We start from the raw sequence: 23325 nt of genomic DNA on the forward strand, positions 1-23325 counted from the left end.
AAAGCGCGTGCTTCTCACCTGAGCCAGGGGTCGTAACGATCACGAAATGTGGGCCAGATCCCCGAATGTGACCCGGCCTTACTCCACTCGACCGGCCAGGCGAGGTGAGGCCGCATGCGTCCTCGCACGCTGATCGGCCGCGTGTGGACCCGCTTGTGCCAGGCCTTTGCCGCCGGCACCGGCCCGGCGCCGGCGCACGGCCGGGATTCTCAGCGTCGGGAACCCGCCGAGCGCTGGGACGAGCCCGACACCCCGCAAGCGGTACCCCGGCGGGTGCGCGCCCGGGACGCCGACTGCGCCACCCGTTGGCCTGACGCCGCTCTCGATGCCTGGGCGGTGTCCTGGAAGGCCGGTGGATACCTGGAAGCGGTACGAGCCCGCGACGGGCTGCAGGTGATCGGGAAGGTCCCGGTCCCCGAGGCCGTGCCCGACGTGCTGCGCCACTGGTCCCATCCTTGCGGTGCCCCGGTCACGGTGGAGTGGACCACACCGCCGCCGCCGCAGGGATCATCACGCCCGGAAGAACCCGGTGAGGGACTGGGATTCCCCCTCAGGGCCAACGATTGCGAGGCCTGGGAACGCCAGCAGGACGCGGCCCTGACCGCGATGGCCCAGGCCCAGGCTCGGTTGCGCCGACGCCACCCTGACCACATCGACCCCGCCAGTGATGTGGAGGCGCTCCTGAGCGCCTGCGCGGCACGGCTCAACCGCACCGAACCCCCGGCGGAGAGCCTCATCGCCGCGCTGAACGCCGACCCACTGGAGCGGATGACCATCACTGGTGGATGGGTCGACCCCGTCCAGGTGGCCCACGCCAGGAAAAGCCGCTGGAACGGCTTCGCAGACGACCAACCTGAGCGGGTCATCAAACTCGCCGAAAGGCTGTTGCGCGATGATGCGGCAACGGCCACTGCGAACTTCTGCGACCCCCGCAGCGTGGCCCAGGTGTTTCGCGTGCCCGGCCCGGCCGGACCGCTGTACGAGATCGGTGACGACGGCACCCGCCGCCTGCACGCCGCCCGGCTCCTGGGCTTTCCCCTGTTGTGGGCGCGCATCACCCAGCTCAGTTTGCCGCTGATGCTGCACATCTACCACGTGGGCAACAACGGAGAGCCGGCGCAGGAGGAGATGGCAAGAATCGTGGCGCGCTGGCATGGCCTGATCGACCGCGGTCTGGTGGCGGGCGACGTCGACGAGACCGATCCTGACGACCCTCGCCTGCATCTGCACTGGACCGCCGCGCTGTGGCTCCTCGTGGAGGCCAACCGGGCGGTGCAGTGGAGTCACCACTATGAGCGGGCCTACCCGGGCGCCCTGGCGGCCGCCGGCATCCCGCCTCACGCCTGGTCCACGCCGGAAGCCTGGCATGAGTGGGCGAGCGAACGTCGACGCCGAAGGCGATGAAGGCCATGCCGTCCCCGCCGCGCGCGAACGCCGGCGCTCTGCACTCGCCGCAGCGGGAGCGGTCGAACACCGGCGCCGAGTATCGGGCGAGTTTCAGGAGCGGATGAGGAAGTGGGCGATCGCCAGGAGGAGCATCACCGTTCCGGCGAACCCGGCGGCACCGGTCAGGATCATTCCCGCTGGGCCGCCGCCTTGCATCGCTGAAACCAGGCCGCCGCCGAGGCCGCCGATCACGACGGCCGTGATCAGGATGACGGCCATCCACAGGCCGCGGTTGTCGTTCAAGGGCTCTCCCGAGTTGCCGCCGGGTCAGGTGGAAGCGGCCAAAGGGTCGCTTGCGAAGCAGAGTAGGGCGTACACTTCTACTAGTCAATTTGCACAGATAGGTTGTCGATTTGCACACTATGCCGAGTGATGTGATTGCTGAGCAGATCCGCAAGCACCGCAAACGGCTCGGGCTCACCCGAGAGAACCTGGCCGAGGAGTGCGCCAAGCTGGGCGCTCCCCAGCTCACCTTCGCCGCGCTCACCAACATCGAGACCGGACGCCGCGACCGGGCCACCGGTCGGCGCCGCCGCGAGGTGACCGTCGACGAGCTCGAAGTGATCGCCCATGCCCTGGCCGTGCCGATGCTGCTGCTCGTCTTCCCGGTGGGCGACCTCGACCGGGTTCCTACGATCTCCTCTGGTCAGGAGATTCACCCGCGGCTGGCCTGGAAATGCGCCATCGGCGCTGAACCACCGGTACGGCTGGCCAGCGACGGCCGCGCCTATGCCGACCGCAGCACCATCGGCGAGGGCGGGCCCACCCGGCTGGAGGCCTGGCGGAGCGTGGTGCGCCCGATCGAGCTGTACCAGGAACTGATGAACGAGACCGACGCGCTGCACAAGGCCGAGCGCAGGCTGGCCTACTTCGAACGCGTCGGCCACAGCGACTCCGACGAAGCCCAGCACCTGCTCGAGGTCCGCCAGCACCATCTCATCCGGATGGCGACCGTCCTGGAGGAGATGATGAACAGCGGCATCCGTGTACCCGCCTACGAGGTCGAGACGGCGCGGGACCTCATCGCGACGGACGTGATCACAAGGCCTGAGGCGCTTCCCCTCTTGCCGGTTACGGCCGAAGCCTCTGCGGAGACCGACGATGACCAGCCGTAGACCAGACTGCGCCAGCGCTGCCGACAGATGGCGAACTGCCGAGCATGCCGCCGTCCGGTGTCCGGCTGCGGCGACCGGGCATCGCGCCGCGGCCGACGACACCGCCTCCTCCCCTCGCCGTGCTGTGCCGGCTCTCGGCCGCTGCACCGCGTCAGTCGCCGGTTCCCGCTGGGGCGGTGCGCCTGGAGAGCCAAGCGGCCGTGGCCGCCGGCCCTACCGCAAATTCCCTTCCAGGCGGAAGACTTCTGCCACGATTCACGACACGAAAGGGCAATCATCATGGACACCTCCCGTTCCGCCAGCGACCACAACCGACTCGAACAGGCCGTGGCCGAACTCGCTGAATGGGCTGCTCTCCCAGAGGGAGTGGTGGACTTCCACGACGGCGGCGACGGCCGCTGGGGAGTCACCACGGCCGTAAGCCGTGATGGCGAGTACCAGACCAGCCCATGCGCGCGCTGCCCATGGCGCAAGGACGCCCCCCTCGGAGCCTTCCCCCCTGAGGTCTATCGGCATTCCGCTTCCACCACATACGACATGTCCGTACATGTCTTCAGTTGTCACGCCTGCACTGCGGAGCAGCCGAAGACCTGCGCAGGGTTCCTGCTGCGGGGCGCCGCCGACAACCTCGCCATCCGCCGCAGAAACCACGACTACAGCGATGTGCATGCTGGCGGAGCCGAGCTGTACGACAGCTATCGGGATATGGCCATCGCCAACGGTGTCGATCCCGACGACCCGGCCTTAGCCCCCTGTCGCGGCGACCGCCACGGCCGTGCCGGCGCCGACCGGACTCCGCCACCAGCCGACGCCACTGGCGGCCCGCGGTGACCGCCGTCCTCCTTCCTCGGAAAGGGATTCACGCATGAGCATCAACTACTACGCGATCACTCCCGGCACCGACCCTGCAGAGGAGGGCCTGCACATCGGCAAGCACAGCGGCGGCTGGGAGTTCCTGTTCCGCGCCCACCCCGACCGGGGCCTGACCACGGTCGCGACCTGGACGGAGCTCCTGACCGCGCCGGACGTCGTCATCCGTGACGAGCACGGCCGCACCGAGACCGCCGAGGAGTTCCTGGCCTGGGCCATCCGGCGGCCCGCCACCAGCCCCGAGCCGATGCGCGCCCACGCCGGGCACCACATCTCCTACCGGGACGAGGGCGGCGCGGCGTTCCTCGACCACGCATTCTGCTGACGAAAAGGAGTCTTCACCATGCCCCGCACCCGGCCTCCGCGCATCACCCGCACCCACGCCTGCGCCCTGCTCCTGCACGGCGATGCGGAGATGGCCGCCGCCCGCCGCACCGTGCTGGCCGTCGACATCCACGGACATGTCCGCCCGATCGTCCCCGACGACCTCTTCGCCGGCGACATCCGGCATGTCGTGCTGACCCGCGGCGAGCTGCTGGACGCGGGCGTGCGCGTGGTGCCCCGTTCCGGCGGCCGCCTCAGCCCCGGCTCCGACCCGCGCCTGGACGCGGTCCTGGACGGCGTCAACACCCACCTCGCGGAGATCTGGAGCCCGGAAGGAACCTGCCCGAGCCGTCCATGACCGCAGCAGTGACCGACGAGGATGCCGCGCTGGCCCCCTGCTTCGCCCATGTCGGGGTCGTCTTTTCGGGCCGTGCTGACCTCCTACGGCCCGAAAAGACGACGAATCCGGTGACCGGCGAGCTGCGCGCCTGGGAGAAGGCGGCAGTTTCCTCGGAGAAGGTCAGCGGGCCTGAGCCAGACGAGGGCGGCGGCGCGGGGCGGTGAGTCTCATCCGGGCCCAGCCCGGGCCGTTGCTCGGGGAAGGCGATGCCGCCTCGGCGCTCAGGGCGGGAAAGACCTTCGTGGCCGCGGCGGGCGGCCGGCGGCGGCCTGGGAGCAGTCCGGGCCGTCGCGCAGCGCCCGGGTGATGAACCGGTGGCCGAGGCCGCGGCGCAGCCCCGGCTCATCGAGGGAGATCTTGTCGATGCTCGCCCTCCGGCAGGCGGTGCCGACCTGCCACACGAACGGGCCGATGCCCCGGTGCACCCGTCGCAGGGCCGAACCTGTCGGCGGTCCTGCGGCCGGCCGTGGACCGAGCCGGCCCGCAGACGGCCACGCTCCCGGACACCGCCGTGCACGCCGTCCTGGCCGCGATCGGCTGGGGGCCCGGCGCGACGACCTGGGTCACGGCGGACGGCCGCTGGACCAACGGGGTCCTGGGCGGCTCCTGGCGAAAGCAGAGCGCCGCCTACATTGGCGAAGGGACGCGCCAAGCCGCCCGGCGGGCCCGTCTGGCGGCGCTCGTTGAGGATCTCCTGCAGCTGCGCGCCCAGCTGGCGGAACTGGACGAGCAACGGCAGGCGCTCACCGCACGGCAGGGCAGGCTCACCGATGAGCACCGGGTGCTCCCCTCCGACGCGCCGCTGCGGGAGGCGCACGTCCGGCTGGCCACCGAACACGGGCGCCGCCGCGAACTCGAGTGCGCCCACGCCGCCTCCCAGACCCAGGCCGCCCGCCAGGGTGCGCTCGCCCAGGCGAGTGAATTCGCCGCCGACGTCGGCCTGCCCGCCGCGCGAGCCGATCTGGCGCAGACCGCAAGCGCGGTGGCGGACTACCGGCTGGCCCTGGCCGGGCTCTGGCCCGCGGCCGATGCGCTGCGCGCCGCCCGCCGGGTGGTCGACGAGGAACTCACCCTGGCGCGCGACCGGCACGCCGAGGTCGCACAGGCCGCCGTGCTGGCACGCCAGCGCGCGCAGGCAGCGGCGGAGACCTTCCGCGCCCTGGCGCAGAGCGCCGGAGCCGCTGTTGAGGAACTCCACCGCCGCCTTGATGAGGTCCAGCAGGCCCTCACCACACGGGACGCCGCCGAATGCGCCACCCGCGAGCGGGAACGCACCGCGCTGGTTGAGCTCGGCCGGGCCGAAGGCGCACGCGATGCCCTGCGCGAGGAGATCACCGAGGCCGGGCGGCACCGTGATGCAGCCGTCGCGTAGCTGCGCGCGTTCGCCGCCACCGGCCTGCTGCGCCTGGCCGCGCCGGAGCTGACGGTCCCCGACCCCGTAGGGGAGTGGACGGCCACCTCCGGCGTACTGCTCGCCCGCGCGGTCAACGCCGCGCTCGACGGCGTCATGGTGGTCGACGTGCTGTTTCAGGGCCGCGAGTGGGACCTTCCCGACCTCGTCGACGCCCTGCGCCACGACATCGAGGACCAGGCGCGGCTGCTGTCGGCCCGGGAACGGGAGATCCTGGAAAACCACCTGCTCAACGAGGTCGCCAGCGCCCTGCACGAGCTGATCACCTCCAGGCAGGAGGAGATCGGGGCGATGAACGCCGAGCTGCAGGCCCGGGCCCGGCCCACCTCCACCGGCATGCACCTGCGTCTGCGCTGGAAGCCCATCCGAAAGAACGCTCCCGACGGGCTGGCCGGCATCCGCGACAAGCTGCTGCAGAGCGTGGACGCCTGGTCGGCCGCCGACCGCGCGGCCGTGGGCGCCTTCCTGCACGAGCAGATCAACCGGGAGCGCGCCGACAACCCCGCCGCTGGCTGGACGGAGCAGGTGACCCGGGCGCTGGAGTACCGGATCTGGCACGAATTCACCATCCGGCGCCTCCAAGACGGCCAATGCCTTCCGGCCACCGGCCCGGGCTCGGGCGGCGAACGGGTCCTGGTGGTGTCCGTGCCGCTGTTCGCCGCCTCCTCCTACTACAACTCCGCCGGCAACCCGCACGCCCCCCGCCTCATCGCCCTGGATGAGGCCTTCGCCGGAGTCGACGACGGCGCCCGCGCCTTGTGCCTCGGCCTGCTGGCGACGTTCGACATGGACGTCGTGATGACCAGCGAACGGGAGTGGGGCTGCTACCCCCAGGTCCCCGGCCTGTCGATCTGCCAGCTGTCGCGCCACGACGGCATCGACGCCGTGCTCGTCACCCCCTGGCGATGGGACGGGCGTGAGCGCCGCCGGATCCCCCGACCCGACCCGCGCCCGCCATCACCCACCGATCCGCAGCCCGACAGGCCGCTTACGTGACCGGCGAGCCGCAGCACGCTCCGGACGAGGCACCGGCCCACCGGAGCGCAAGCGCCGACGAGCGGTTGAACCGGCTGCTGGGCGGGCCGGACACCGCCTGGCTCCTCGACCGGGCCCGCCGCCGGCTCGAACAAGGCCGACCGCTCGACGGCCCGGCCACCTTGCCCACCGCCACGCCGCAGCAGCGCCGCGCCATCGAACGGCTCCTCGGCCGCAGAGCCGGTGCGGGCGCTTCGCTGTCGGTCTCACTGAAGGACGTGGACCGGGTGCTGCGCTCCAGCGGCGCGTGCCCGCAGGGCCTGGCCGCCGCCGTGGTGCTGCTGCGCGGCCCCGTCCCCGACCGCGCACGGCACAACGCCGAGCGGCAAACGGCCTGGCGGGAGGCGTTCAGCGCCCTGGACGCCGTTCTGGCCGAGCGCCCGGAGCTGTCCGGCTGGCGATCCTGGCTGGAGGCGACCGGGCTGGTCCGGCGCAGCACCGACGGCCCGGCCCACGCCCGGATCGTCCTGGATGCGCTCGCGGCGCTCGTGCGCCGCCTGCCCCATCCCGGGATCCGGATCGGCCGGCTGGCCGCCGAAACCTGCGCCGACGCCCACGCCCTGGACGAAGGACGGCCCCTGGCGGCGCTCGCGCTGTCAGCGGCCCGCGCGCTGGCCGGCCTGCCGTATGCGGGCGACGGGACCGCCGATACCCGGCGCGCAGCGTGGGCCGCCGTCGGCGTCCACCTCGACGACCTGTCGTCGTTCGTCCTGTGTCTCGGCCTTCCCGGAGACGACGACACCCCCACCGGGCGCATCCTGGCCACCGCCCGAGCAACCGGCGAGCCCCGCCTGCTCACCTTGCGCGAACTCCAGCGCCGCGACCGCCCCATCACCGCCGGCCTGGTGCGGATCTGCGAGAACCCGACCGTGGTCGCCGCCGCCGCCGACGAGATCGGGCCGTCCTGCCCGCCGCTGGTATGCACCGGCGGCCGCCCTTCGGCCGCCGTCTGGCGCCTGCTCGACCTGCTGGCCGCCGGAGGCGCCCAATTCGCCTACCACGGCGACTTCGACTGGGCCGGCATCAGCATCGCCGCCGCCGTCCGCGAACGGACCGGCTGGCGCCCCTGGCGCTACGACGCCCCCTCCTACGAGAAAGCGGTCCACGCGGCGAAGACGGCCGTCACCGCACCGGCGCTGCCGCACCGCCCGCATGCGACGCCATGGGATCCCGCGCTGTCGGCGGCGATGACCTGGCACGCCGTACGGATCGAAGAGGAGATGGTCCTGGGTGACCTCCTCGCCGATCTGAGGCGGGCTTGAACGGCGGACGACCGGTGACTGGCCGGCGTCGCCATCGAGCCGTATCCGATGGGGCCTGGACCGCGGTGACGTGATGCTCGTGCAAGTCCCCGGCCCGAAGGCATGCCCACCGCGGACGCCCTGGAGAGTTACGTGAAGTTAGAGCTGGGACACAGTGGCGGGCCTACACGCGTTCGGGCGCGGCTCTACCACCGTTCGCACACCAGCCCGTCGTCGTCACGGTCCTCATACCAGCCGTACTCGACGTCCGAGCTACGGCGGTAGGGGCCGTATCCAGCACGATTGGCCTCCGCGCATGTGTCGAAGCGTGGGTCGGCTGCAGGCCGGGCCGGGCTCTTCTCCGGCTTGGGCTGCTTCGGAATCTTGATCTTGTATTGCTGATCGACGTCACAGACGTTCGCCATCTCAGCCGCCGCCACGAAGAATGCGCGAGCGTGAGGGGCCGCCTCTGCGATGAGCTCTTCGTTCTCGTAAGCCTCTAGTGCCACAAGGGCTTGCTTAGTTTGCTTCAGCAGGGGCCCGGTCGCGATCCCTTTGATCGTTTTCAGATCGAGGAGCCATGTCTCGGTGAACTCATATGCGAGGTCGGAAGAGCCAGAGATGTCGCTTACCTGGTCAAGGAAGACGCGGAGCGTGACATTGGTGCAGGGGCTGGAAACCGTGCGGGTTGCCATGGGCGTGGGTGTTGAGGGAGGGGCAGATGTCGGAGTAACGGTCACCGACGGTGTTGGGGTGGGTGTAGGCGTCGGAGTGGTGGCTGAGGTGGTGGCCAGGGTGGAGACGCTGATCGGCGACGCGGAGGGCTCCTGCGCGTTTGCGCATCCTGCGGAGGCGAGGATGAGAGCGATGGCAAGGCAGGTTCTCCGCACGATGATTCCCAGCATTCGGTCTAAAACGGACGACAAACATTACTGGCAGTAGGCGAGTTATTGCGCCAAGCGATCTTCTGTTCTGGGTTCGGACCCGCATATCCCTGGTGGGATCGAGCTCGGGAGGCCTGATGGTGCGACACGAGCGACCCGAATGTCGCTCTCGTAGGGTCTGTAGGACGCCCTGACGATGGCCTGGACGATCATGGTGGCGCGGCGTGGGCGGCAGCGCAGCCGGACCAGCACCTCCCAGGCCTTCAGGGTCGCGGCGGCGCGATCCCCGATCGCCCGGATACGGGCGTGGGAGCGGTTGGCGGCCTCCTGGTTGCGACAGGCGCGGCCGGTGGCGCTTGAACGGGGTGCGGATCGTGCCGCCCCGCGCCCTGGTACCCCGGTCGGTGAAGACCGGGACACCGGCGCCGGTGAGGGCGTCGATCAGGCCGGTCCGCCGGGCGGCGGTCAGATCGTGCACCGCGTCGGGCAGTGCGGGTGAGGCCTGCAGCAGGCGGCCGACAGGATCGACGAGGAACTGCACGTTCACCCTGTGCCGATGATGTTTTCCGGAGTAGTACAGCCCGTCGGCCAGCCGGTCGATCGAGTGAGCATGCCGTCGCCGGCGGCGTAGGCCGGGCGGGAGGCCTTCTCTGTACGGCGGTGTGTACGTAGTCGACCAGAGTGGCGGCAAGGCTGACCGCTTCGCGCACGTAGCGCCAGGCGGTGGTGGTGCCGATGGTAAACCCGTCGGCCAGGCGGGCGTAGGCGTCGCCGTCCGCGTAGTGGGCCAGGGCCAGGAGAGCCTTGTTGCCCGGGGCCGAGGCGGCGCCATCGGGAGCGCCGTTGCGTGCGGTGGGCGCGGATCGGCTCGGCCAGGCGGACAAGGGTGCGGCCGGCAGCGGAGCGCCGTGGTGAAAGGGGCGAAGCGGCTCGGCAGCAGGACTAGGGTCATCGCTTGTGACTGTTAGCAGCCGCTCCGCGCTGATTGAGGCATTGGCTTCCGGCCGTCCCGAAGAGTTGCTCGACACCGCCGAGAGCGCCTGGCTGGACTTCAAAACCGCCCCGTACGCGCTGAACACTGACAAGGGCAAGTTCGAGCTGTGCAAGGACGTGGCCGCCTTTGCCAACGCCCAAGGAGGGCTGCTGGTATGCGGAATCGCCGCGGCCAAGCACAGCGACAGAGCCGTGGAGGTCGCCACCAAGCTGCACCCCTTCCCCCGGGAACGGGCCGACGTCGATAAGTACATCGACACGCTCAACGACTACCTGCGGCCCCGCGTGATGATCACCCATCACTGGTATCAAGATCACGCTAGGAGCACCGCGGAGACCGCCGCGTACTATCTGGTGATCGAGGTCGAGCCTGCACCGGAAGCAGACCGCTACGTCATCGTCCGCCGGATGCTCAACGACAAGGGCATGCTCGCCGACGGGCTCGCCATCCCCCTGCGGCACGGCGATCGGACCGTCTACCTGCCGTCGGAGGACGCCTACCGGCTCATCAACGAAGGACTACGCGGCCGTGAGACGCTGAGCGGCCTGTCCGGCCTGCCCCACGACGGGCTGCAGGAAGAAGCCGACCAGAGCCTGGAGACACTGCAGCGCCTCCAAGATTGGGACGACGTACCGGTGCTGCTGTGGCAGAGCATCCCGCCGCGCCCGGTGCAGGTCCTGGAAGGCCTGCACAGCGACGATGGAGTCCGCGGCGCTTTGCGCAACCAGGACGTCCTATGGCCCACAGGGTTCAACTTCCAAGACAGCACCGGGCGGCTGCGCACCCACGAGGGCGGCCTCTTCATCGGCCACAACAGGTGCGCGATCTGGGTGCAGCCCAACGGCGTGATGACCGCCGGCGCGATCGCCACCCCCGCCATGCTGTGCTGGGCGATGGATCAGCGGGGCCGCCCCGAGCGCCTCAGCACCTATGTGCTGACGGAGATGACGCTGGAGTACTTCCGTCTCGCCGACCAGGTGGTCGTGCCGCGCGTGCCGGGAACCTGGCGCCACCGCATCAGCGCCCGCCGGTTCGCCGGTGACCGGCCGCGCCGCTTAGGGCCGGGAGGCACCGGTGCGTCGAGCTTCCTCAGTGACGGATCACCGGCCAGCATGGACGTCTGGGATCGCTCCTGGCCAGCGCTGGCGGACCCGGAACGGGACGCCTATGAGGCGCTGCGGAACATCTACGCCCTGTTCGGCGTGGACGTCGACACCAACCCCGATGTCGACGGCGGCCGAGTGCTCACCCAGCACTTTCGCACCCGCTGAAGGACTCCCCGCTGCCAGCTGACAAGGAGAGGTCATGATCTTCCGTTCCCCCCGCCTCACCGCCTTGTTCGGCGCACCTGCCGAGACGGTCACCTACGAGCAACTTGCCGCGCTCGTGGGCAATGACGCCGCCGCTGAGGCCGAGGATCTCGACTACAAGCTGAAACTCGATGGCGGCGACGAAGGAAACGAAAGCCTTGCGATCGACATCGCCACCTTCGCCAACCACCGCGGCGGCGTCATCGTCGTGGGCATGGCCGATGCCGACGCCCGCCCCGCCAAGGCGATCGGCATCGACCTGAGCGACGGTCTGAAGCGCCGGATCCTGTCCGTGGCGGCCGAGCGCATCTTCCCCACCCCACAGTTCGACCTGCGTGAAGTCCCTGACCCTGCGCATGAGGGCAAGACCCGCCGCGGCTTGCTGCTCATCATCATCCCGGCGAGCGCCAACGCCCCGCACGCCGTGATCAATCCCAACAGCAAAGACAAACTCGCTTACCCGCGGCGGCACGGCTCCAAGAAGATCTGGCTGACCGAAGGCGACGTCGCGGCCGCCTACCGCCGCCGCTTCGCGGCCGCCACCGACCAGCGCGCCCGCCTGAGCGCGATCAGCGACGAGGTCGCCGCGGGCATCCGCCGTCTGCGCGATCCCAACCCGCCCACCCCGCTGCTGGTGGTGTCACTGGTCCCGGACGTCCCCGGTGACCTCCTCCTCGATCGCGAGGCCTACCGCGCCTTCCAGCAGCATGCCCTCCAGCAGCAGGTGCTCGTCGGCAGCACCGGAGAGCCGGAACTGTCGAACACCTCGGTCGGTCCCCGCCGGTTGATCGGGCAGGGCGGCCGCCCCGGGTACGCCTCACGCACCGAACTGCACACCGATGGCGCCGCCACGCTGGCCGTGAACCTCACCAGCGCAGCACCCGGCCCTCAGCTGCAGGTGTGGGACAGCCAGATCGCCATCTGGATCGCCTCCGCGCTCCGCTACCTTGCCCGTCACGCCCGCGACCGGACCGGCGCTTCCGGACTCGCCGCCGTCAGCGCGGTCCTCGCCGCCGACGTGGCGTTTCACCCCGCCTACCGGCTCGCGTCCCCCTCCCATCTGGTTCACAACGCCCGCCTGGTCATCCTGACCGCCAGCGCCTTCGGCACCGGGTCACGCATATACGGCGCCGAGGCCCAGCGATGCGCGACCGGCGAAGGCGACTTCCTTCTTGACGACCTCGCCGACGGCGGCCAAGGCCTCGCCGCTGCGACCGCTCAGCTCACCTCGGACGTGTTCTTGGCGTTCAACGCGGTCGACACCGAGCAGATCAGCCGCGACGGCGTGCTGCAGCAGCCGGCATGGGGCTCGGAATGGGACCTGGTGCGCAGATGGGCGGCCGAGGCCGACATCCCGACCAACCCGCCTGCCGGAGCGGAGCAACCGTAGCGGCGTAGAAGACGATCGACGACCCTTCGCCCACGGCAGAGTCGCCTGCCCCACGACTGGCCGCGTATGCCGAGACGAACCCCCGGACGTCGTAGGAGAACTGGCCTCCACCGTGGTCAGACGCCGCCAGATCCGGCGCGGCCGTGGCAGGGCCGTACCGGCCGCGCGACGCCATGGGACCCCGCGCTGTCGGCGGCGATGACCCGGCACGCCGTACGGATCGAAGAAGAGAGGGGCCTCGGCGACCTTTTGGTGGATCTGGCTGCGGGAGCCGAACCGGCGTAACGGCACACTCCCTGGCCGTTCTGAGGGGCTGAGCCGCACGTTCGGCATGACCGATGGCCATCGCGCGGCCAAGGCGGGCAGTCCAGCGTTACGGTGCTTGCATGGGGATGCGGTTACTTTGGGAGCCTCTGCCGGAGTCGTGGCCCGTAGCAGCGCCCACGCGGCCGGTTGGGCTGCGCGGTCTGATTGCCCGGGTGCGGGATGCGGTTACCGCCGTACCCCAGCACGACGACATCGAGCGGCGGGTACGCCGCGCAGCAATGCAAGTGATCGTCCGTGAGGCCTTCCAACAGACGCTCGCCGAGCAAGATGACGAACACCGCAGACCGGCGGAGTTCGCCGAGGCATGGAAATCCCGCCTGGCTGCCCTCCTGGAGCAAGAGACCGTCGAGGTGCCGGGCTGGTCAAAGATCACCATCGCCGACCTCGACACCGATCTGGGCTGGAACCTGTACGCCGCGGTCAACCATGCCAGATCGGAAGCGATCGCGTGTGCCGTGGCCACGCCGAGCCGTCCTCTACGCGTTACCGACGCGCAGACCTCGTCCTACGAGTTTTCGATCACCGCTGGTGAGGAGCATTCGCTCGGACGTGTCCGGTATGAGATCTGTGAGGTCTGCAGCGTTGGCCTTCTCCTGAAGATCAGCTTCTCACTCGAATGGCAGTTCTGCGGGCTCGGCACCCGTGCGCTCCGCCAGATGGAGACTCGCCATCCGAACCTGACCTGGTACACCACCGGTCAGTACGCCCACGCCAAGGGCTTTTACGAGCGGTACCGGCACAGCAGCCACAGCCCGTGGACCGAAAAACAACGCCCCTGCCCGCACTTTTGATGATGCGGAGCAGTCCAGGCCGCTCTTTCATGAGCGACCGTTCGATCCTCGCGCCCGGCCAGGGACGATAACGGGCTTGGGAGCCCGTCGCCGGTCACTACGGCCGCTGTCCCGAGCCGCCGGAGACTGCGGCGCCCGTGAAAGGCGGCCGCCCGCCGGGGAAGCGGCCGCCTTTCACGGGCGCGGAAGCGGGGACCGGCTACCGGGCCGCCGCGTTGATGAGCTCCTTGGGTTCCGGTACCTCGAAGAGCCTGTCGGCGGGCAGGTCGTTCTCGTCGATGACCTCACCGGTGGGCGGAGCCTGCACCACGACGTGCGAACCCCAGCCGCTGTAGCGGGTGTCGATCCGCTGGGTCACCGTCGTGCTGCTGTCCCACGGCGTGATCTGGGCGGTCATCAAACGGGTCGGCAGGCCTGCGGCATCCGTCCACAGCCGCCATGTGATCTTCTCATCGTCGCCACCGAAGAGCGTCTCCCGGAGTACCGCGTCGGAGGGGTGCTTGGACGCCTTGGCCAGCTGCCGGTAGCTCACCGCTCCTTGGTAGAAGAAGCCGCCGGAGACCGGCTTAGCCTTCACGCCGGCCAGCATGGCCTTCACGACGGCGGGCTCGAACACGTCGATCGTCTGGAAACTCGCGGTGTTCTTCTCGCCCAGATACGGCGAGCGCACCCACGTCTTGCCGGCGGGCAGGGACGTGGCGTAGAGCGTATGGGAGACATAGCGGTACCCGCCGACGACGATCGTCTCCTGAGGGTCTTCCAGGCCGATGCCGCGCAGCTCGTCTCCGTCCTTGCTCTCCAGCAGCTTCCGAAGAGGCGGGTCGATGACCAGCTGCATGGTCGCGTCGGAGGCCACCACCCCCCTGGAGGAGCCGAGCTGTGCCCTGCCGTGAACCCGGAACCTCATCGACTGCTTGTTCTCGAAGACGAATCGGGTCACCTCGGCGATGTGCACACCGCGCTCGGGACGAAACTGCCGCTTCAGAGCGTGCACAGGATCAGGTGTAGCAGTGTGCGCCGCTGCCGGGGCGGCGACCGGCAGAACGGCGGCCAGCACCGCGGTCGCGAGCACAACCCATCGCTTCATGAGGGCATTGCCCCTTTCGAGGGAAAAGCGAATATCAAGAAGGGGCATCATCCCAGACGACGGTGCGCGTTTCGCGGTGACGACGAGGACAAACCGTGCAGATTCGCCGCATGGCGTCACCGGTCACGGGCTGCGGAGCCACCGGGGCCCGGTCAAGGAGGCTGCGCTGATGGACGACAGCAACCGCGGACCCCTGCCAGGAATCACTCTGGACGACCTGCCCGAGGCGCGGCGGGAGGCGCTGCTGTGGCGCTATGCCTGCGAGCTGGACTACGACGGCGTCGACGACCTCGTGCGCACCTCGTCACCGTGGCCGTGCCGGTGGCAGTTGGGCCGCCGCAACGCCCCCCGCCACCAGATCGCCATCATGGGCAGCGATGGCCGCTACCACCTGGCCGTCAACGGGCGTCTGGTCTGCGCGTCCTGGCGCTGGCGCGGGGGCCCGCACCACCATGAGCAGACCTATCGCTGGCGCGTGGAAGAGGCCACCTACCGGCTGCATCCGGCGACGTGGTCGGCCGACCAGCCGGTGCCCCACCACCAGCGCACGGTCAGCTGGCAGGTACACCTGACCCTGACGACGTTGGACGCGGCCTTGGTGCCGCACCGGCAACGGTGTCCCGTCAACCGCTCGATGACGACCTGGCCGCGTTATCGAGGACCCGGCGCCAAGAACGGCAAGCTGTTCACCACGCTGGTCACCGCGCTGGGAGAGCAGTGCCACGCCTGTCGGCAGGCGCCGGCCGTCTACATCGATCATGACCATTTCACCGGAGGCATTCGCGGGCTGCTGTGCCACTACTGCAACACCAACATCGGCACCTGCCCTCACCCGGCGAACTGCCCGTGGGCGGACTACCTCAACAACCCGCCGGCCGCCGCGCTGAACCTGCGCTATCCGGAGCCGAGCCGGTGGCTCAAAGCCCACCAAGCGAAGATCGACTACCTGGGTATCGACCCGTTCTTCGCCCTGCGCGGCCGCACGCAACGCTGATCACGGCCGATGCCGGTCACTGCCTGCCGAGCCACCGGTACCGGTCGTCGAGCGCGTCCAGCTCCCACGGAGGCAACGCCGCGATGGCCGCATCATTCAAGCCCTCGCGCTCGTGAAGGTCGGCCAGGATCCGGTCCAGCACCGCGGGCTCGTCCTCTCCCAATCCCGTCATGACGTTGCGCCACGCATCCTGCGGGCCTGCTACGGGCCGGGACGGGGAATCGGCGGGAAGTGACGCATGCTGTACCGAAGCTTTGGCGTGATCGCGATCGGTCTCCACCCAGGCTCCGGTTCGGGTGTATCCCATGCGCGCCAGGACGGCGTCGCGCCGCTCGACGGTCAGCGGCACCTCGGGATGGTCACGAACCTCGCAGTCGTTGCCGACCATGTTGTCGGCCGAGTCCCAGATCTCGAACTCCTCGGTCCAGATCACACCCTCATCCTGGGGTTCCGGCTCGGGATAGAGGAGGGCGATCAAGGTAACCGAAGTATGCCCTTTCTCGGCGGGATGACGGGTGACGTCGCTGGTCATGGCCATCCGTCCTTCCCAATATCGCGCGGCATCAGTTTCAGTCTCGCATCGCGGTGGAGAGGGGCACGGCCTGGCCGGATAAAGCGACAGGTAATCACCGCGAAGCTACCCTTCAAACACGGTGGACATAGCACCAGCTGAGCACCTGGCCCGCTGCACCGCGCCGGGCAACGCGGGCGGGGCCCACCCAGCCGGCCGATCGGATCGTCGGGAAACTGCACGGTAACCCCGTGCCGATGATGTTTTCCGGAGTAGTACGGCCGCTCGTCGACGAGCCGGTCGACTGGGAGGAGCGTGCCGCCGCCGGCGGAGTAAGCCAGCCGGAAGCTCTTCCGTGCGGCGGTGTGCACGTCGTCGGCCAAAGCGGCGACCAGGTCGACCGCTTCGCGTACGTAGCGCCAGGCGGTCGTGGTGCCGATGGCGAACCCACCGGCCAGACGGACCAGGGTGGGGTTGGACAGCGGAATCGTGGCAAGGTGACAGCAACCCAGGCTTGATGTCACTGGTCCAGGCGTGGAACACCCGTCTTCGCTTCACGCAACACAGACGGGTGTTCATCTTACTTACTACTCACCGATCTTCTTAGCATACAAGGTGATGAGGGTGTTGGTTGAAACGCTCACACCAGCTGCAGGCGACTGATCCGTAACCACCCAGTTGCGGTCAGAGACCTGAAAGCGGTTCTGTCCGGTGGCATCTTTGTCGTTGAGGACGTAGAAGCCGGCAGCCTGCATCGTGTCTTGACCTTCCTGCAGGCTCATACCAATGACGTTCGGTAGGACTCGTGTGTCAGTGCCAACGGCGTTTGACGGCGCCTGTGTGGTGATGCCACCGGTGTTCGACGCAGCTTGCGTGTCGGTGTTGTCGTCTTTGGCATTGGCATATATGACAATTGCAACAGCGATTATGCCGATGGTAAGCGAACGGTTGTTCTTCATGTTCGACTCATCGACCGGCTGGGGACACAGTTGAGCCTTCTGTTCGGTCCAGTCTTCGCTGGATTGCATTCCTCCGAGACGTGGACATCCGTTTCCTACGGTCAGGGCTGGCCATCCTGCTGGATCGATCTTCGTGGGTGGCCGGCAGGGGAACCTCGTCGTTGAGTGTCGTCAGCGGTGCCGATACCAGGCAATCCAGTGGAAGATCTCGGTACGTGCCTGGGCCTCGTCGCTCCAGAGACGCTTTTTCCTGTGTCCCTCGGCTAGGGGCGCAAGCTCATGATCGTGAAAGATCCGGGTGAAGAATCCTAAAGTGCGAAGGATGCCTGCCGAGCATTGTCCTGAAGACGGAAGTGCTCGTGGATGGCGTCTCCTTTGGCGTCGTGACCCGCCTCCGCGCCCGACTTCAAGACATACAGACAAGCGAATCGCGATCAGTCCACAAGGAGGCGACGTGCTCAACGTGCTCTTCATGCCTATATTCTGGTATATGGCACCGTTTATTCAAGGGTTCTATGTGCTTAAACTTGCTTCACAAGGAAGGGTTGAAGCGGGTTCTGTAATTGCGTTTATAGTGGTGACGGTCGTAGCGCTATTGATTCGCAATCGAGAGATGGCGGCACGGGCCGAGGCGCTACGGGCTGTCCGGGCTCGCGAGGCTGCCGAGAGAGAAAAGACCATTGAAGCGCTTGAAATTGAAATCTATGGCCGGAAGATGAGCAATTAGTAAGGTAATCGCCGCCAGCGCATACAGGACATTGGTCTGGCCCAGCGTGGCCAGTCGTGCCCAGGCTGCCGGCGCGGCCATCACGGTCAACACGCGTGTGATGGCCGGGTCCTCCAGCAAGTCGGCAGCCACGCGGATGGCCCCGTAGCCGCCACCGGTGCAGCTCATGGCCGGTCATCTGGACCTGCACCGCTTGCCCGGGGACGAGGCCGGCCCCTGCGGCATCGAATCGCTGCATCCGGTCATTCTCCCGAACGCGGCTGTCGGTGTCTCCCGCGACGGTGCCGTCGAGGCGGGTCCATCGGTTCTCCAGACATTAGGGTCTGTTGTGATGACGACTTCTGCTTTGTCGGGCGCGCGGTGGTTGTTGCTGGACGAGTACACCGGTGAGGTCGGTGAGCCGGACGTCACGCTGGGCGTCTGCCATGACATCGACGGGCTCTTCGTGGATCCTGAGCCCATCCCTCCGCCCGAGACCTTCACCCTGCTCGGCTGCGATCCGGCGGGTCCGCTGCTGGAGGCGCTGCGGTATGTGGGGACTGAGCGGGCGTGGCTGCCCAGCATCGCCCTGACGCCCGTCCACCGGCCGCAGCAGCGACCCGCTGAGTGCCTGCTACACGAGCACGGGTGCACGTGTGAGGAGGAGCTCATCGACGTCACCGTGGTCAGCCGACGCCCGTCGGCGGCGGGGGACGGCTTGGTGGACCTCGACTTGCGCGGATACGTCCGGCTGCTTCCTGAGTGGGGGATCCCGGAGGAAAAGCCCGACGGGACGGGGTTCCGGCTGTCCACACTCGATAATGAGAGGCTCGGAGAGTGCCTGGACGTCGCCGGGGTCTTCCACGAGCGCCCCGCCGCTCCCGGCCGGCCGGTAACGCTGATCGGCTTCCGTCCCGAAATGCCGCTGCCGGATGTCATCGCGGGACGCAAGATCACGGCGTCCCTTCTGGCCGTCCAACGCGATGGACGCACCGTTGGGGGTGCCGGGGTGTTGTCGGCCGCCGTCATCTCCGCTCGACCGTCGAGGCTGGGCGACGGCCTGCTGGACATCGCCCTCGATGGCGGGGTGGAGGAATCGCTGCCGAGCGGCGTCCGTGAGATCTTCCAGATCTGGTACGACGGTGGCCCCGCCGAGCCCAACCTGTGGGCACGTTACGACCGGCTGCTGCGGCACCACTGGTCCGGCCTGGCGGTCAACCACCGCCCTCAGGATTTGCCCGACAAACCGGCTGGAACGATATATCACCTCGACGGCCGTTTCGTCACCGACATCGACGCCTTCTACTGCGCCATCGGAGAGGCCATCAACGGTCCCGGCGGCTACTTCGGCGGGAATCTCGACGCTCTGCACGACTGCCTCAGAGGCGGATGGGGTGCCACCAGCCCATTCCGGCTGGTCTGGCACCACTCCGACGTAGCTCGTCGGCATCTCGTTCCTGGTTATGACCGGCCGTGCCCCGACCTGCGCGATTGGGGACCGAGCGTCGAACTGGACGACCTCCTGGAGATCTTCCTCGAGCACGGTATCGAGGTCGAGCTCCGCTAACTTAGCCGTTGGCCGCCTCTCGGTTTCCAAATCGGCACAGCCTCATCACCGCAACCGACCCGAGGTCAGGCCGCTGCCCGGCATATGCGCGCCAGCAGCCACCGCCAGGCCGACCTGCCCTGCGGACGGGGCGGCACCATGTCCCCCTCGGTTCACGAAGGCACGACTGGCCCTTGCACGAATCGCCTGCCAGATGCGGCCTGGCGGTGAGTGAGACCGGCCTGCAGGCGGCGGCCCCACCGGTAGGCGGGCGAGCGGTTCAGCGCGTTGGCATGGGCGTAGGTCTGGGTGGTGCGCGGGTCGGCGTGGCCGAGCAGCGCCTGCACCACGTCCATGGGTTCGTCGTTCTCCAGCAGGGCGGTGGCCACGCTGTGGCGGAGGGAGTGCACACTCAGCTGGTCGGCGTGCGGGATCTGGGCGGCCGCGGCCAGGCGGCGCACCAGGGCGAAGACATAGGAGCGCTGCAGCGGCTTGCCGGTGCTGGTGACGAACAACGGCCCCGGCGCGGTTCCGCGCTCGTCGAGGTAGGGCTGCATCAGCTGCTCGGTGAACGGGTCGATGACGACCCGGTGCAGCCAGCCGCCCTTGACCGGCAGGTCCACCGTGCGGTGCCCGGCGTCATGGCCCAGATGTTCATAGCGCAGATCCAGCAGGGAACCGATCCGGCAGGCGGTGCCCACCAGCACCGCCATGATCGCCTGCACCCGGGGGCTCTCGTGCGCGGCCGTATGGTCCAGCAGCTGCTCCAGCTGGTGCTGGGTCAGGTACCGGGTGGTGCTGGGCTGCTTGCGGGCGGTCTCCATCCCGTCGAACGGGTTGTGGGTGGCCTGCCCGGCCCGCACCAGGTACCGGTACCAGGAGGAGATCGCCGCGCGGCGGCGGTTGCGGCTGGCCGGGGCCAGGCCGATAGCGCGCATCGCCGCGGCGAACAGGTCGGCCTCGAGGAACGGCACCGCAGGCAGGTGCAGGCCGCGGGCCTGAACCCACCACAGCCACCAGGAAACCTCCTTGATGTAGCCGGCCTGGGTCGCGGACGAGGAGCGGCGCTCACTGGACAGCCAGCCCGCGGTCGCGGCCAGCACCTCCCGGGCCGCTCCGGCGGTGAGCAGCAGCGCGGCCAGCTCGTGGGCGGTGGCGGCGGGCGGCGCCGTGCCCTTGGGCGGCAGGGAGATCGGCAGCACGCCGTGCTCCAGCAGCCATCGCAGATCCGCCTCATCGTCGGAGACGTCCTCGGGCGCATCGAGCACGATCACGCCGGAGACGGCCAGCGCCTCCAGCCCGGCCGCCACCGGCGCCTGCACCACGGCGGGCAGCAGATCCGGCTCCTGCACGCTCATCGGCACACGTCCGTTTCACCGGCGGGACGGGGCAGTCGTTGCCCCAGATCACAGATCGCCGCGGCCGGCAGACCGTGCTGCAGCACGGCGGCGTTGTCGGACCAGCCGACACGGTCGACGGTGAGAACCGCATCCGTGGCGCGGGCGGCCTGCTGACTACGCCGGTAGGCGTCGGTGAGCGGCACACCGACATACGCCCGGCCGTAGCCGTCCGGCAGGGTGGAGTCGACCACGCGCCCGTCGGCGTCGACGCACCAGGCATGGTCGAAGCCCAGCGGCTCGCTCCCGGTCAGTGCCATGCCCTCCACGTAGATCAGGGTCTCATGGGTTTCCGCAAGACGGGTGGCCGCGGCGAAGCAGCTGCCTGGTGCGTCCGGTATCAGGTGCGCGGGGCGCGGCGCCGGGATGAAGAGGCGTCCGTGCTCCAGCAGCAGCGCGGGGAAGCTGACATGGCGCCAGCCGGCCCGCGCGGCGGCATGCGCGCTGGCCCACATCTGGGCCTGGGCGCGGATCCCGGCCAGGAGTTGCGCCACGGGGTCGGCGGGAGTGCTCACGGCGCGCCCTGGTTGATCAGCGCGGTGAGCTCGGCCTCGCGCGCCCGGTCGGTGGCGGAGAGCGAGGGGCGGCAGCAGGCCACTCGCACCTGCCCGGCTTCCTCGGCGGGCCGCAGCCGCCAGTTGGCGACATAGGCGCTGTCGATGATGGCCTCCCAGCTCGCATGAGGCGTGCCCAGTTGCTGCTCGATCGCGGTGGTGACGATCGCGGCGGTCTGCGGATGCTGCAGGTCGGGAACGTGCGGAGCCAGCACGGCAACGACGTGCCGGGCGTAGGCCGCTGCCCGTTCCCGGCGGGCGGCGGCGCGGTTATTGAAGATCATCGGTTCTCTCCGGGAAGCGGGGAAGCGGGCGGCGAGGGATGAGGGGTCACCGTGCGGCGACCTCGGCGGCGAGGCGTTCGGTACGGCCCGCCCAGCCGGTCGACACCCGCCTCGTCGCGCACCGGACCGGCGACGGCCACATCCGGGCGGGAGACGACCGGCGCCCGCAACCGGCAGGTGGCGTTCTCCCTGCGAACACGGGCAGCGCGGCGCTCTGCATATCCGCATCCTCCTGTGTCGCGCCGCCCAGCGAAAGATACTCGGCGCACAGGGGCGCGGAGAGTGCAGGCCGGCAGCGGAAGGCCCGCGCTGACCGCCCGCACCGCAGCGCCGGACGACAGCACCCGGGGCAGCGAGGCGCCAGGCACGCGAGCCTGCCGCGGCGCTCATGCGCCATCGTGATCGGTTTCCGGCTGCGGATGCTCGAACGCCCGTACCGAGTGGCGGCCGAGCCCTTTGACGCATCGCGCGCACAACTGCTCATCGGGGAAGGTGGCGAGGAAGAGGCCCCGGCCGCCTTGTGCTTCCAGCCGGAGCTTGAGCCCGCACACCATCGGCGTGCGCGCCGTCAGCGCCGCGTCGGCCGCGGTGCCGATCGGCTCGCCGTCGTCTTGGGCCCACCGCGGTGGTTCGGGAAAGACGACGTGGACCTTGCCGGTATCCGGCATCCGGGCGAAGTTCAGCTCGATCGTCGTACCCCACTCCTGCAGCAGGCGCTCGGCCGCGCCGCCCATCAGCCGGTGGCCTCCACACGCAGGCCAAGCGTGCGATACCACCAGGTGAAGGCCCGGCGGGTGGGGATGCACAACTCCTGGACCGGCTGGTCGTCACGGTCGAGCAGGTCCAGTACCGCGTAGCCCACCTGGCCGGGCTCGGGAACGCGGATGAAGCCGAGCTTGGTCGCGATCAGCACGCTGCGCTCGATGGAGCCGCGTCCGCCGGGTGCTTCGGCGATGGTGTAGGTGCGCGGCTGGCCGCGGTGGTCGCGAAAGACCGTCAGGGCGACGGCGTCGGGGTGCACGGCGGGAATAGCGGTCATCATGACTCCGTACGGCAGGGCGCCGCCGGATCGGCGGGCGCCCACAGGGACGAGGGGAAGAACCTCAAAGGAAAGTCGGCGGGGCGGGCCGGGGCGGGGAGCCGGCGGCCGCGCCCCGCGCGGGGAGCGGCGGTTACCGGTACACCGGCTGGGCGGTCGGGGTCACGCGCCACCAGGACGGCGCCATCGCGTGCACCGCGGTGCTGAAGGCCTCGGCCGCGCGTGCGGCGTCGGGGCCGGTGAACAGGAAGGTGCTGTAGTCGTTGCCGCCGCGGCGCGAGCACACGGTCCCGGCGCGCGCGGCGAGGGCGGGCAGTTCGGTGTAGATCAGCCGGGCGTCCTCGTCGGTCTCGGCGTCCCCATGGGCCACCGAGACCGGGTGCAGACCCCGGACGGCGAGCTCGGCCTCGGCCAGCACCGCGGGGCCCGCCAGCGCCACCGCCAGGGAGGCGGCTTCGCGCTGCAGCTGCGCCAGTTCGTCCGCGGTGATCCCGGCGGCCAGCGCTCCGGGACCGGGCGCCCGCTCCTGCGCGGCGGCGCGCACAGCGTCCGGGCCCAGACCGGTGCCGGTGCACGCCGTGCACGAGGTGCCGAAGAAGGCCGCGCCCTGGCAGGCGCGACAGCAGCAGGCCGGGCACGGACCCGGCCCGTAATCGCCCGGACCGGAGCAGGCCGGGCAGACGGCGTTGGTCATGATGACTCCATCAGGT

Annotated in this window: 28 protein-coding genes and 2 pseudogenes; 16 read left to right on the forward strand and 14 right to left on the reverse strand. The window is 69.4% G+C overall.

Annotated features, from left to right (window positions below; genetic code table 11):
* Positions 1-114: 114 nt before the first annotated feature.
* Positions 115-1404, forward strand: coding sequence for a hypothetical protein (locus IEZ06_RS32420; RefSeq protein WP_189240491.1), 1290 nt, complete (start codon positions 115-117; stop codon positions 1402-1404).
* Positions 1405-1497: 93 nt separating this feature from the next.
* On the opposite strand, the gene IEZ06_RS32425 is transcribed toward IEZ06_RS32420, so the two are convergent.
* The gene (locus IEZ06_RS32425) at positions 1498-1689 is read right to left on the reverse strand and encodes a hypothetical protein (RefSeq protein ID WP_068899690.1); all 192 of its coding nucleotides are present in this window, start codon (positions 1687-1689) and stop codon (positions 1498-1500) included.
* Positions 1690-1820: 131 nt separating this feature from the next.
* Here IEZ06_RS32425 and IEZ06_RS32430 point away from each other — a divergent pair, with 131 nt between their 5' ends.
* The 5 genes from IEZ06_RS32430 to IEZ06_RS32450 all read left to right on the forward strand — a co-directional run bounded on the left by IEZ06_RS32430 (position 1821) and on the right by IEZ06_RS32450 (position 4319).
* Positions 1821-2561 (forward strand): helix-turn-helix domain-containing protein, encoded by a 741-nt coding sequence (locus IEZ06_RS32430; protein WP_189240492.1) that lies wholly within the window; start codon positions 1821-1823, stop codon positions 2559-2561.
* Between the two features lie 279 nt (positions 2562-2840).
* Entirely contained in the window at positions 2841-3392 is a 552-nt protein-coding gene (locus IEZ06_RS32435; protein WP_189240493.1) for a DUF6283 family protein, read from the forward strand.
* A 34-nt stretch (positions 3393-3426) separates the two neighbouring features.
* Positions 3427-3756, forward strand: a complete 330-nt coding sequence (locus IEZ06_RS32440) for a hypothetical protein (RefSeq protein ID WP_189240494.1) — start codon at positions 3427-3429, stop codon at positions 3754-3756.
* Positions 3757-3774: 18 nt separating this feature from the next.
* Positions 3775-4113 carry a hypothetical protein gene (locus tag IEZ06_RS32445; RefSeq protein ID WP_189240495.1) on the forward strand — a complete coding sequence of 113 codons (339 nt, stop codon included), beginning with the start codon at positions 3775-3777 and terminating at the stop codon, positions 4111-4113.
* Positions 4114-4121: 8 nt separating this feature from the next.
* The gene (locus IEZ06_RS32450) at positions 4122-4319 is read left to right on the forward strand and encodes a hypothetical protein (RefSeq protein ID WP_189240496.1); all 198 of its coding nucleotides are present in this window, start codon (positions 4122-4124) and stop codon (positions 4317-4319) included.
* A gap of 57 nt (positions 4320-4376) precedes the next feature.
* On the opposite strand, the gene IEZ06_RS32455 is transcribed toward IEZ06_RS32450, so the two are convergent.
* A complete protein-coding gene (locus IEZ06_RS32455) occupies positions 4377-4580 on the reverse strand; it encodes a hypothetical protein (protein ID WP_189240497.1) in 204 nt (67 codons plus the stop codon).
* A 41-nt stretch (positions 4581-4621) separates the two neighbouring features.
* Here IEZ06_RS32455 and IEZ06_RS32460 point away from each other — a divergent pair, with 41 nt between their 5' ends.
* From IEZ06_RS32460 to IEZ06_RS32470, 3 genes are all read left to right on the forward strand, one after another.
* On the forward strand, positions 4622-5527 hold the full coding sequence (locus IEZ06_RS32460) for a TIGR02680 family protein (protein ID WP_189240498.1): 906 nt from the start codon (positions 4622-4624) through the stop codon (positions 5525-5527).
* Positions 5528-5674: 147 nt separating this feature from the next.
* The gene (locus IEZ06_RS32465; protein WP_189240499.1) at positions 5675-6562 is read left to right on the forward strand and encodes an SbcC/MukB-like Walker B domain-containing protein; all 888 of its coding nucleotides are present in this window, start codon (positions 5675-5677) and stop codon (positions 6560-6562) included.
* Positions 6559-7863 (forward strand): TIGR02679 family protein, encoded by a 1305-nt coding sequence (locus IEZ06_RS32470; protein ID WP_189240500.1) that lies wholly within the window; start codon positions 6559-6561, stop codon positions 7861-7863. Before IEZ06_RS32465 ends, IEZ06_RS32470 begins: the two co-directional genes overlap by 4 nt.
* Positions 7864-8048: 185 nt before the next feature.
* Here the strand turns inward: IEZ06_RS32470 and IEZ06_RS32475 are convergent, their stop codons facing one another.
* Together IEZ06_RS32475 and IEZ06_RS32480 are read right to left on the reverse strand one after the other, a co-directional pair.
* Positions 8049-8537: an excalibur calcium-binding domain-containing protein gene (locus tag IEZ06_RS32475; RefSeq protein ID WP_189240501.1), complete on the reverse strand. Its 489-nt coding sequence runs from the start codon at positions 8535-8537 to the stop codon at positions 8049-8051.
* Positions 8538-8918: 381 nt separating this feature from the next.
* Positions 8919-9602, reverse strand: a pseudogene (locus tag IEZ06_RS32480) (transposase family protein); the annotation flags it as partial.
* Positions 9603-9683: 81 nt separating this feature from the next.
* On the opposite strand from IEZ06_RS32480, the gene IEZ06_RS32485 reads away from it, so the two are divergent.
* The 4 genes from IEZ06_RS32485 to IEZ06_RS32500 all read left to right on the forward strand — a co-directional run bounded on the left by IEZ06_RS32485 (position 9684) and on the right by IEZ06_RS32500 (position 13538).
* Complete coding sequence (locus IEZ06_RS32485) at positions 9684-10991, forward strand: AlbA family DNA-binding domain-containing protein (RefSeq protein ID WP_189240502.1); 1308 nt, start codon at positions 9684-9686, stop codon at positions 10989-10991.
* Positions 10992-11025: 34 nt separating this feature from the next.
* Positions 11026-12420, forward strand: coding sequence for an AlbA family DNA-binding domain-containing protein (locus IEZ06_RS32490; RefSeq protein WP_189240503.1), 1395 nt, complete (start codon positions 11026-11028; stop codon positions 12418-12420).
* A gap of 66 nt (positions 12421-12486) precedes the next feature.
* Positions 12487-12705, forward strand: coding sequence for a DUF2399 domain-containing protein (locus IEZ06_RS37785; RefSeq protein WP_189240504.1), 219 nt, complete (start codon positions 12487-12489; stop codon positions 12703-12705).
* A gap of 194 nt (positions 12706-12899) precedes the next feature.
* Positions 12900-13538, forward strand: a complete 639-nt coding sequence (locus IEZ06_RS32500; protein WP_189240505.1) for a GNAT family protein — start codon at positions 12900-12902, stop codon at positions 13536-13538.
* Between the two features lie 199 nt (positions 13539-13737).
* Here the strand turns inward: IEZ06_RS32500 and IEZ06_RS32505 are convergent, their stop codons facing one another.
* Positions 13738-14625 carry a hypothetical protein gene (locus tag IEZ06_RS32505; RefSeq protein WP_189240506.1) on the reverse strand — a complete coding sequence of 296 codons (888 nt, stop codon included), beginning with the start codon at positions 14623-14625 and terminating at the stop codon, positions 13738-13740.
* A gap of 169 nt (positions 14626-14794) precedes the next feature.
* Here IEZ06_RS32505 and IEZ06_RS32510 point away from each other — a divergent pair, with 169 nt between their 5' ends.
* Positions 14795-15619: an endonuclease domain-containing protein gene (locus IEZ06_RS32510; RefSeq protein WP_203872317.1), complete on the forward strand. Its 825-nt coding sequence runs from the start codon at positions 14795-14797 to the stop codon at positions 15617-15619.
* 16 nt (positions 15620-15635) lie between these two features.
* Here the strand turns inward: IEZ06_RS32510 and IEZ06_RS32515 are convergent, their stop codons facing one another.
* The 3 genes and pseudogenes from IEZ06_RS32515 to IEZ06_RS32525 form a co-directional block, all read right to left on the reverse strand.
* Entirely contained in the window at positions 15636-16151 is a 516-nt protein-coding gene (locus IEZ06_RS32515; protein ID WP_189240507.1) for a hypothetical protein, read from the reverse strand.
* A gap of 159 nt (positions 16152-16310) precedes the next feature.
* Positions 16311-16600 (reverse strand): annotated as a pseudogene (locus IEZ06_RS32520) (IS5/IS1182 family transposase); the annotation flags it as partial.
* A 117-nt stretch (positions 16601-16717) separates the two neighbouring features.
* Complete coding sequence (locus tag IEZ06_RS32525) at positions 16718-17089, reverse strand: PASTA domain-containing protein (protein WP_189240508.1); 372 nt, start codon at positions 17087-17089, stop codon at positions 16718-16720.
* 454 nt (positions 17090-17543) lie between these two features.
* On the opposite strand from IEZ06_RS32525, the gene IEZ06_RS32530 reads away from it, so the two are divergent.
* Both IEZ06_RS32530 and IEZ06_RS32535 read left to right on the forward strand, forming a co-directional pair.
* Positions 17544-17816, forward strand: coding sequence for a hypothetical protein (locus IEZ06_RS32530; RefSeq protein ID WP_189240509.1), 273 nt, complete (start codon positions 17544-17546; stop codon positions 17814-17816).
* Between the two features lie 166 nt (positions 17817-17982).
* On the forward strand, positions 17983-19362 hold the full coding sequence (locus IEZ06_RS32535; RefSeq protein ID WP_229799029.1) for a barstar family protein: 1380 nt from the start codon (positions 17983-17985) through the stop codon (positions 19360-19362).
* Positions 19363-19514: 152 nt separating this feature from the next.
* Here the strand turns inward: IEZ06_RS32535 and IEZ06_RS32540 are convergent, their stop codons facing one another.
* The 6 genes from IEZ06_RS32540 to IEZ06_RS32565 all read right to left on the reverse strand — a co-directional run bounded on the left by IEZ06_RS32540 (position 19515) and on the right by IEZ06_RS32565 (position 23309).
* A complete protein-coding gene (locus IEZ06_RS32540; RefSeq protein WP_189240510.1) occupies positions 19515-20699 on the reverse strand; it encodes a tyrosine-type recombinase/integrase in 1185 nt (394 codons plus the stop codon).
* Positions 20696-21253, reverse strand: a complete 558-nt coding sequence (locus IEZ06_RS32545) for a hypothetical protein (RefSeq protein ID WP_189240511.1) — start codon at positions 21251-21253, stop codon at positions 20696-20698. Before IEZ06_RS32545 ends, IEZ06_RS32540 begins: the two co-directional genes overlap by 4 nt.
* A complete protein-coding gene (locus tag IEZ06_RS32550; RefSeq protein ID WP_189240512.1) occupies positions 21250-21576 on the reverse strand; it encodes a hypothetical protein in 327 nt (108 codons plus the stop codon). The genes IEZ06_RS32545 and IEZ06_RS32550 overlap by 4 nt, the downstream gene beginning before the upstream one ends.
* Before the next feature lie 386 nt (positions 21577-21962).
* On the reverse strand, positions 21963-22310 hold the full coding sequence (locus IEZ06_RS32555; protein ID WP_189240513.1) for a hypothetical protein: 348 nt from the start codon (positions 22308-22310) through the stop codon (positions 21963-21965).
* On the reverse strand, positions 22310-22615 hold the full coding sequence (locus tag IEZ06_RS32560) for a hypothetical protein (RefSeq protein WP_189240514.1): 306 nt from the start codon (positions 22613-22615) through the stop codon (positions 22310-22312). The genes IEZ06_RS32555 and IEZ06_RS32560 overlap by 1 nt, the downstream gene beginning before the upstream one ends.
* Before the next feature lie 133 nt (positions 22616-22748).
* A complete protein-coding gene (locus IEZ06_RS32565) occupies positions 22749-23309 on the reverse strand; it encodes a hypothetical protein (RefSeq protein WP_189240515.1) in 561 nt (186 codons plus the stop codon).
* Positions 23310-23325: the final 16 nt, after the last annotated feature.

Origin of the sequence: Planomonospora antibiotica (genome assembly GCF_014647955.1) — a bacterium.
GTDB classification, from domain to species: Bacteria; Actinomycetota; Actinomycetes; order Streptosporangiales; family Streptosporangiaceae; genus Planomonospora; species Planomonospora parontospora.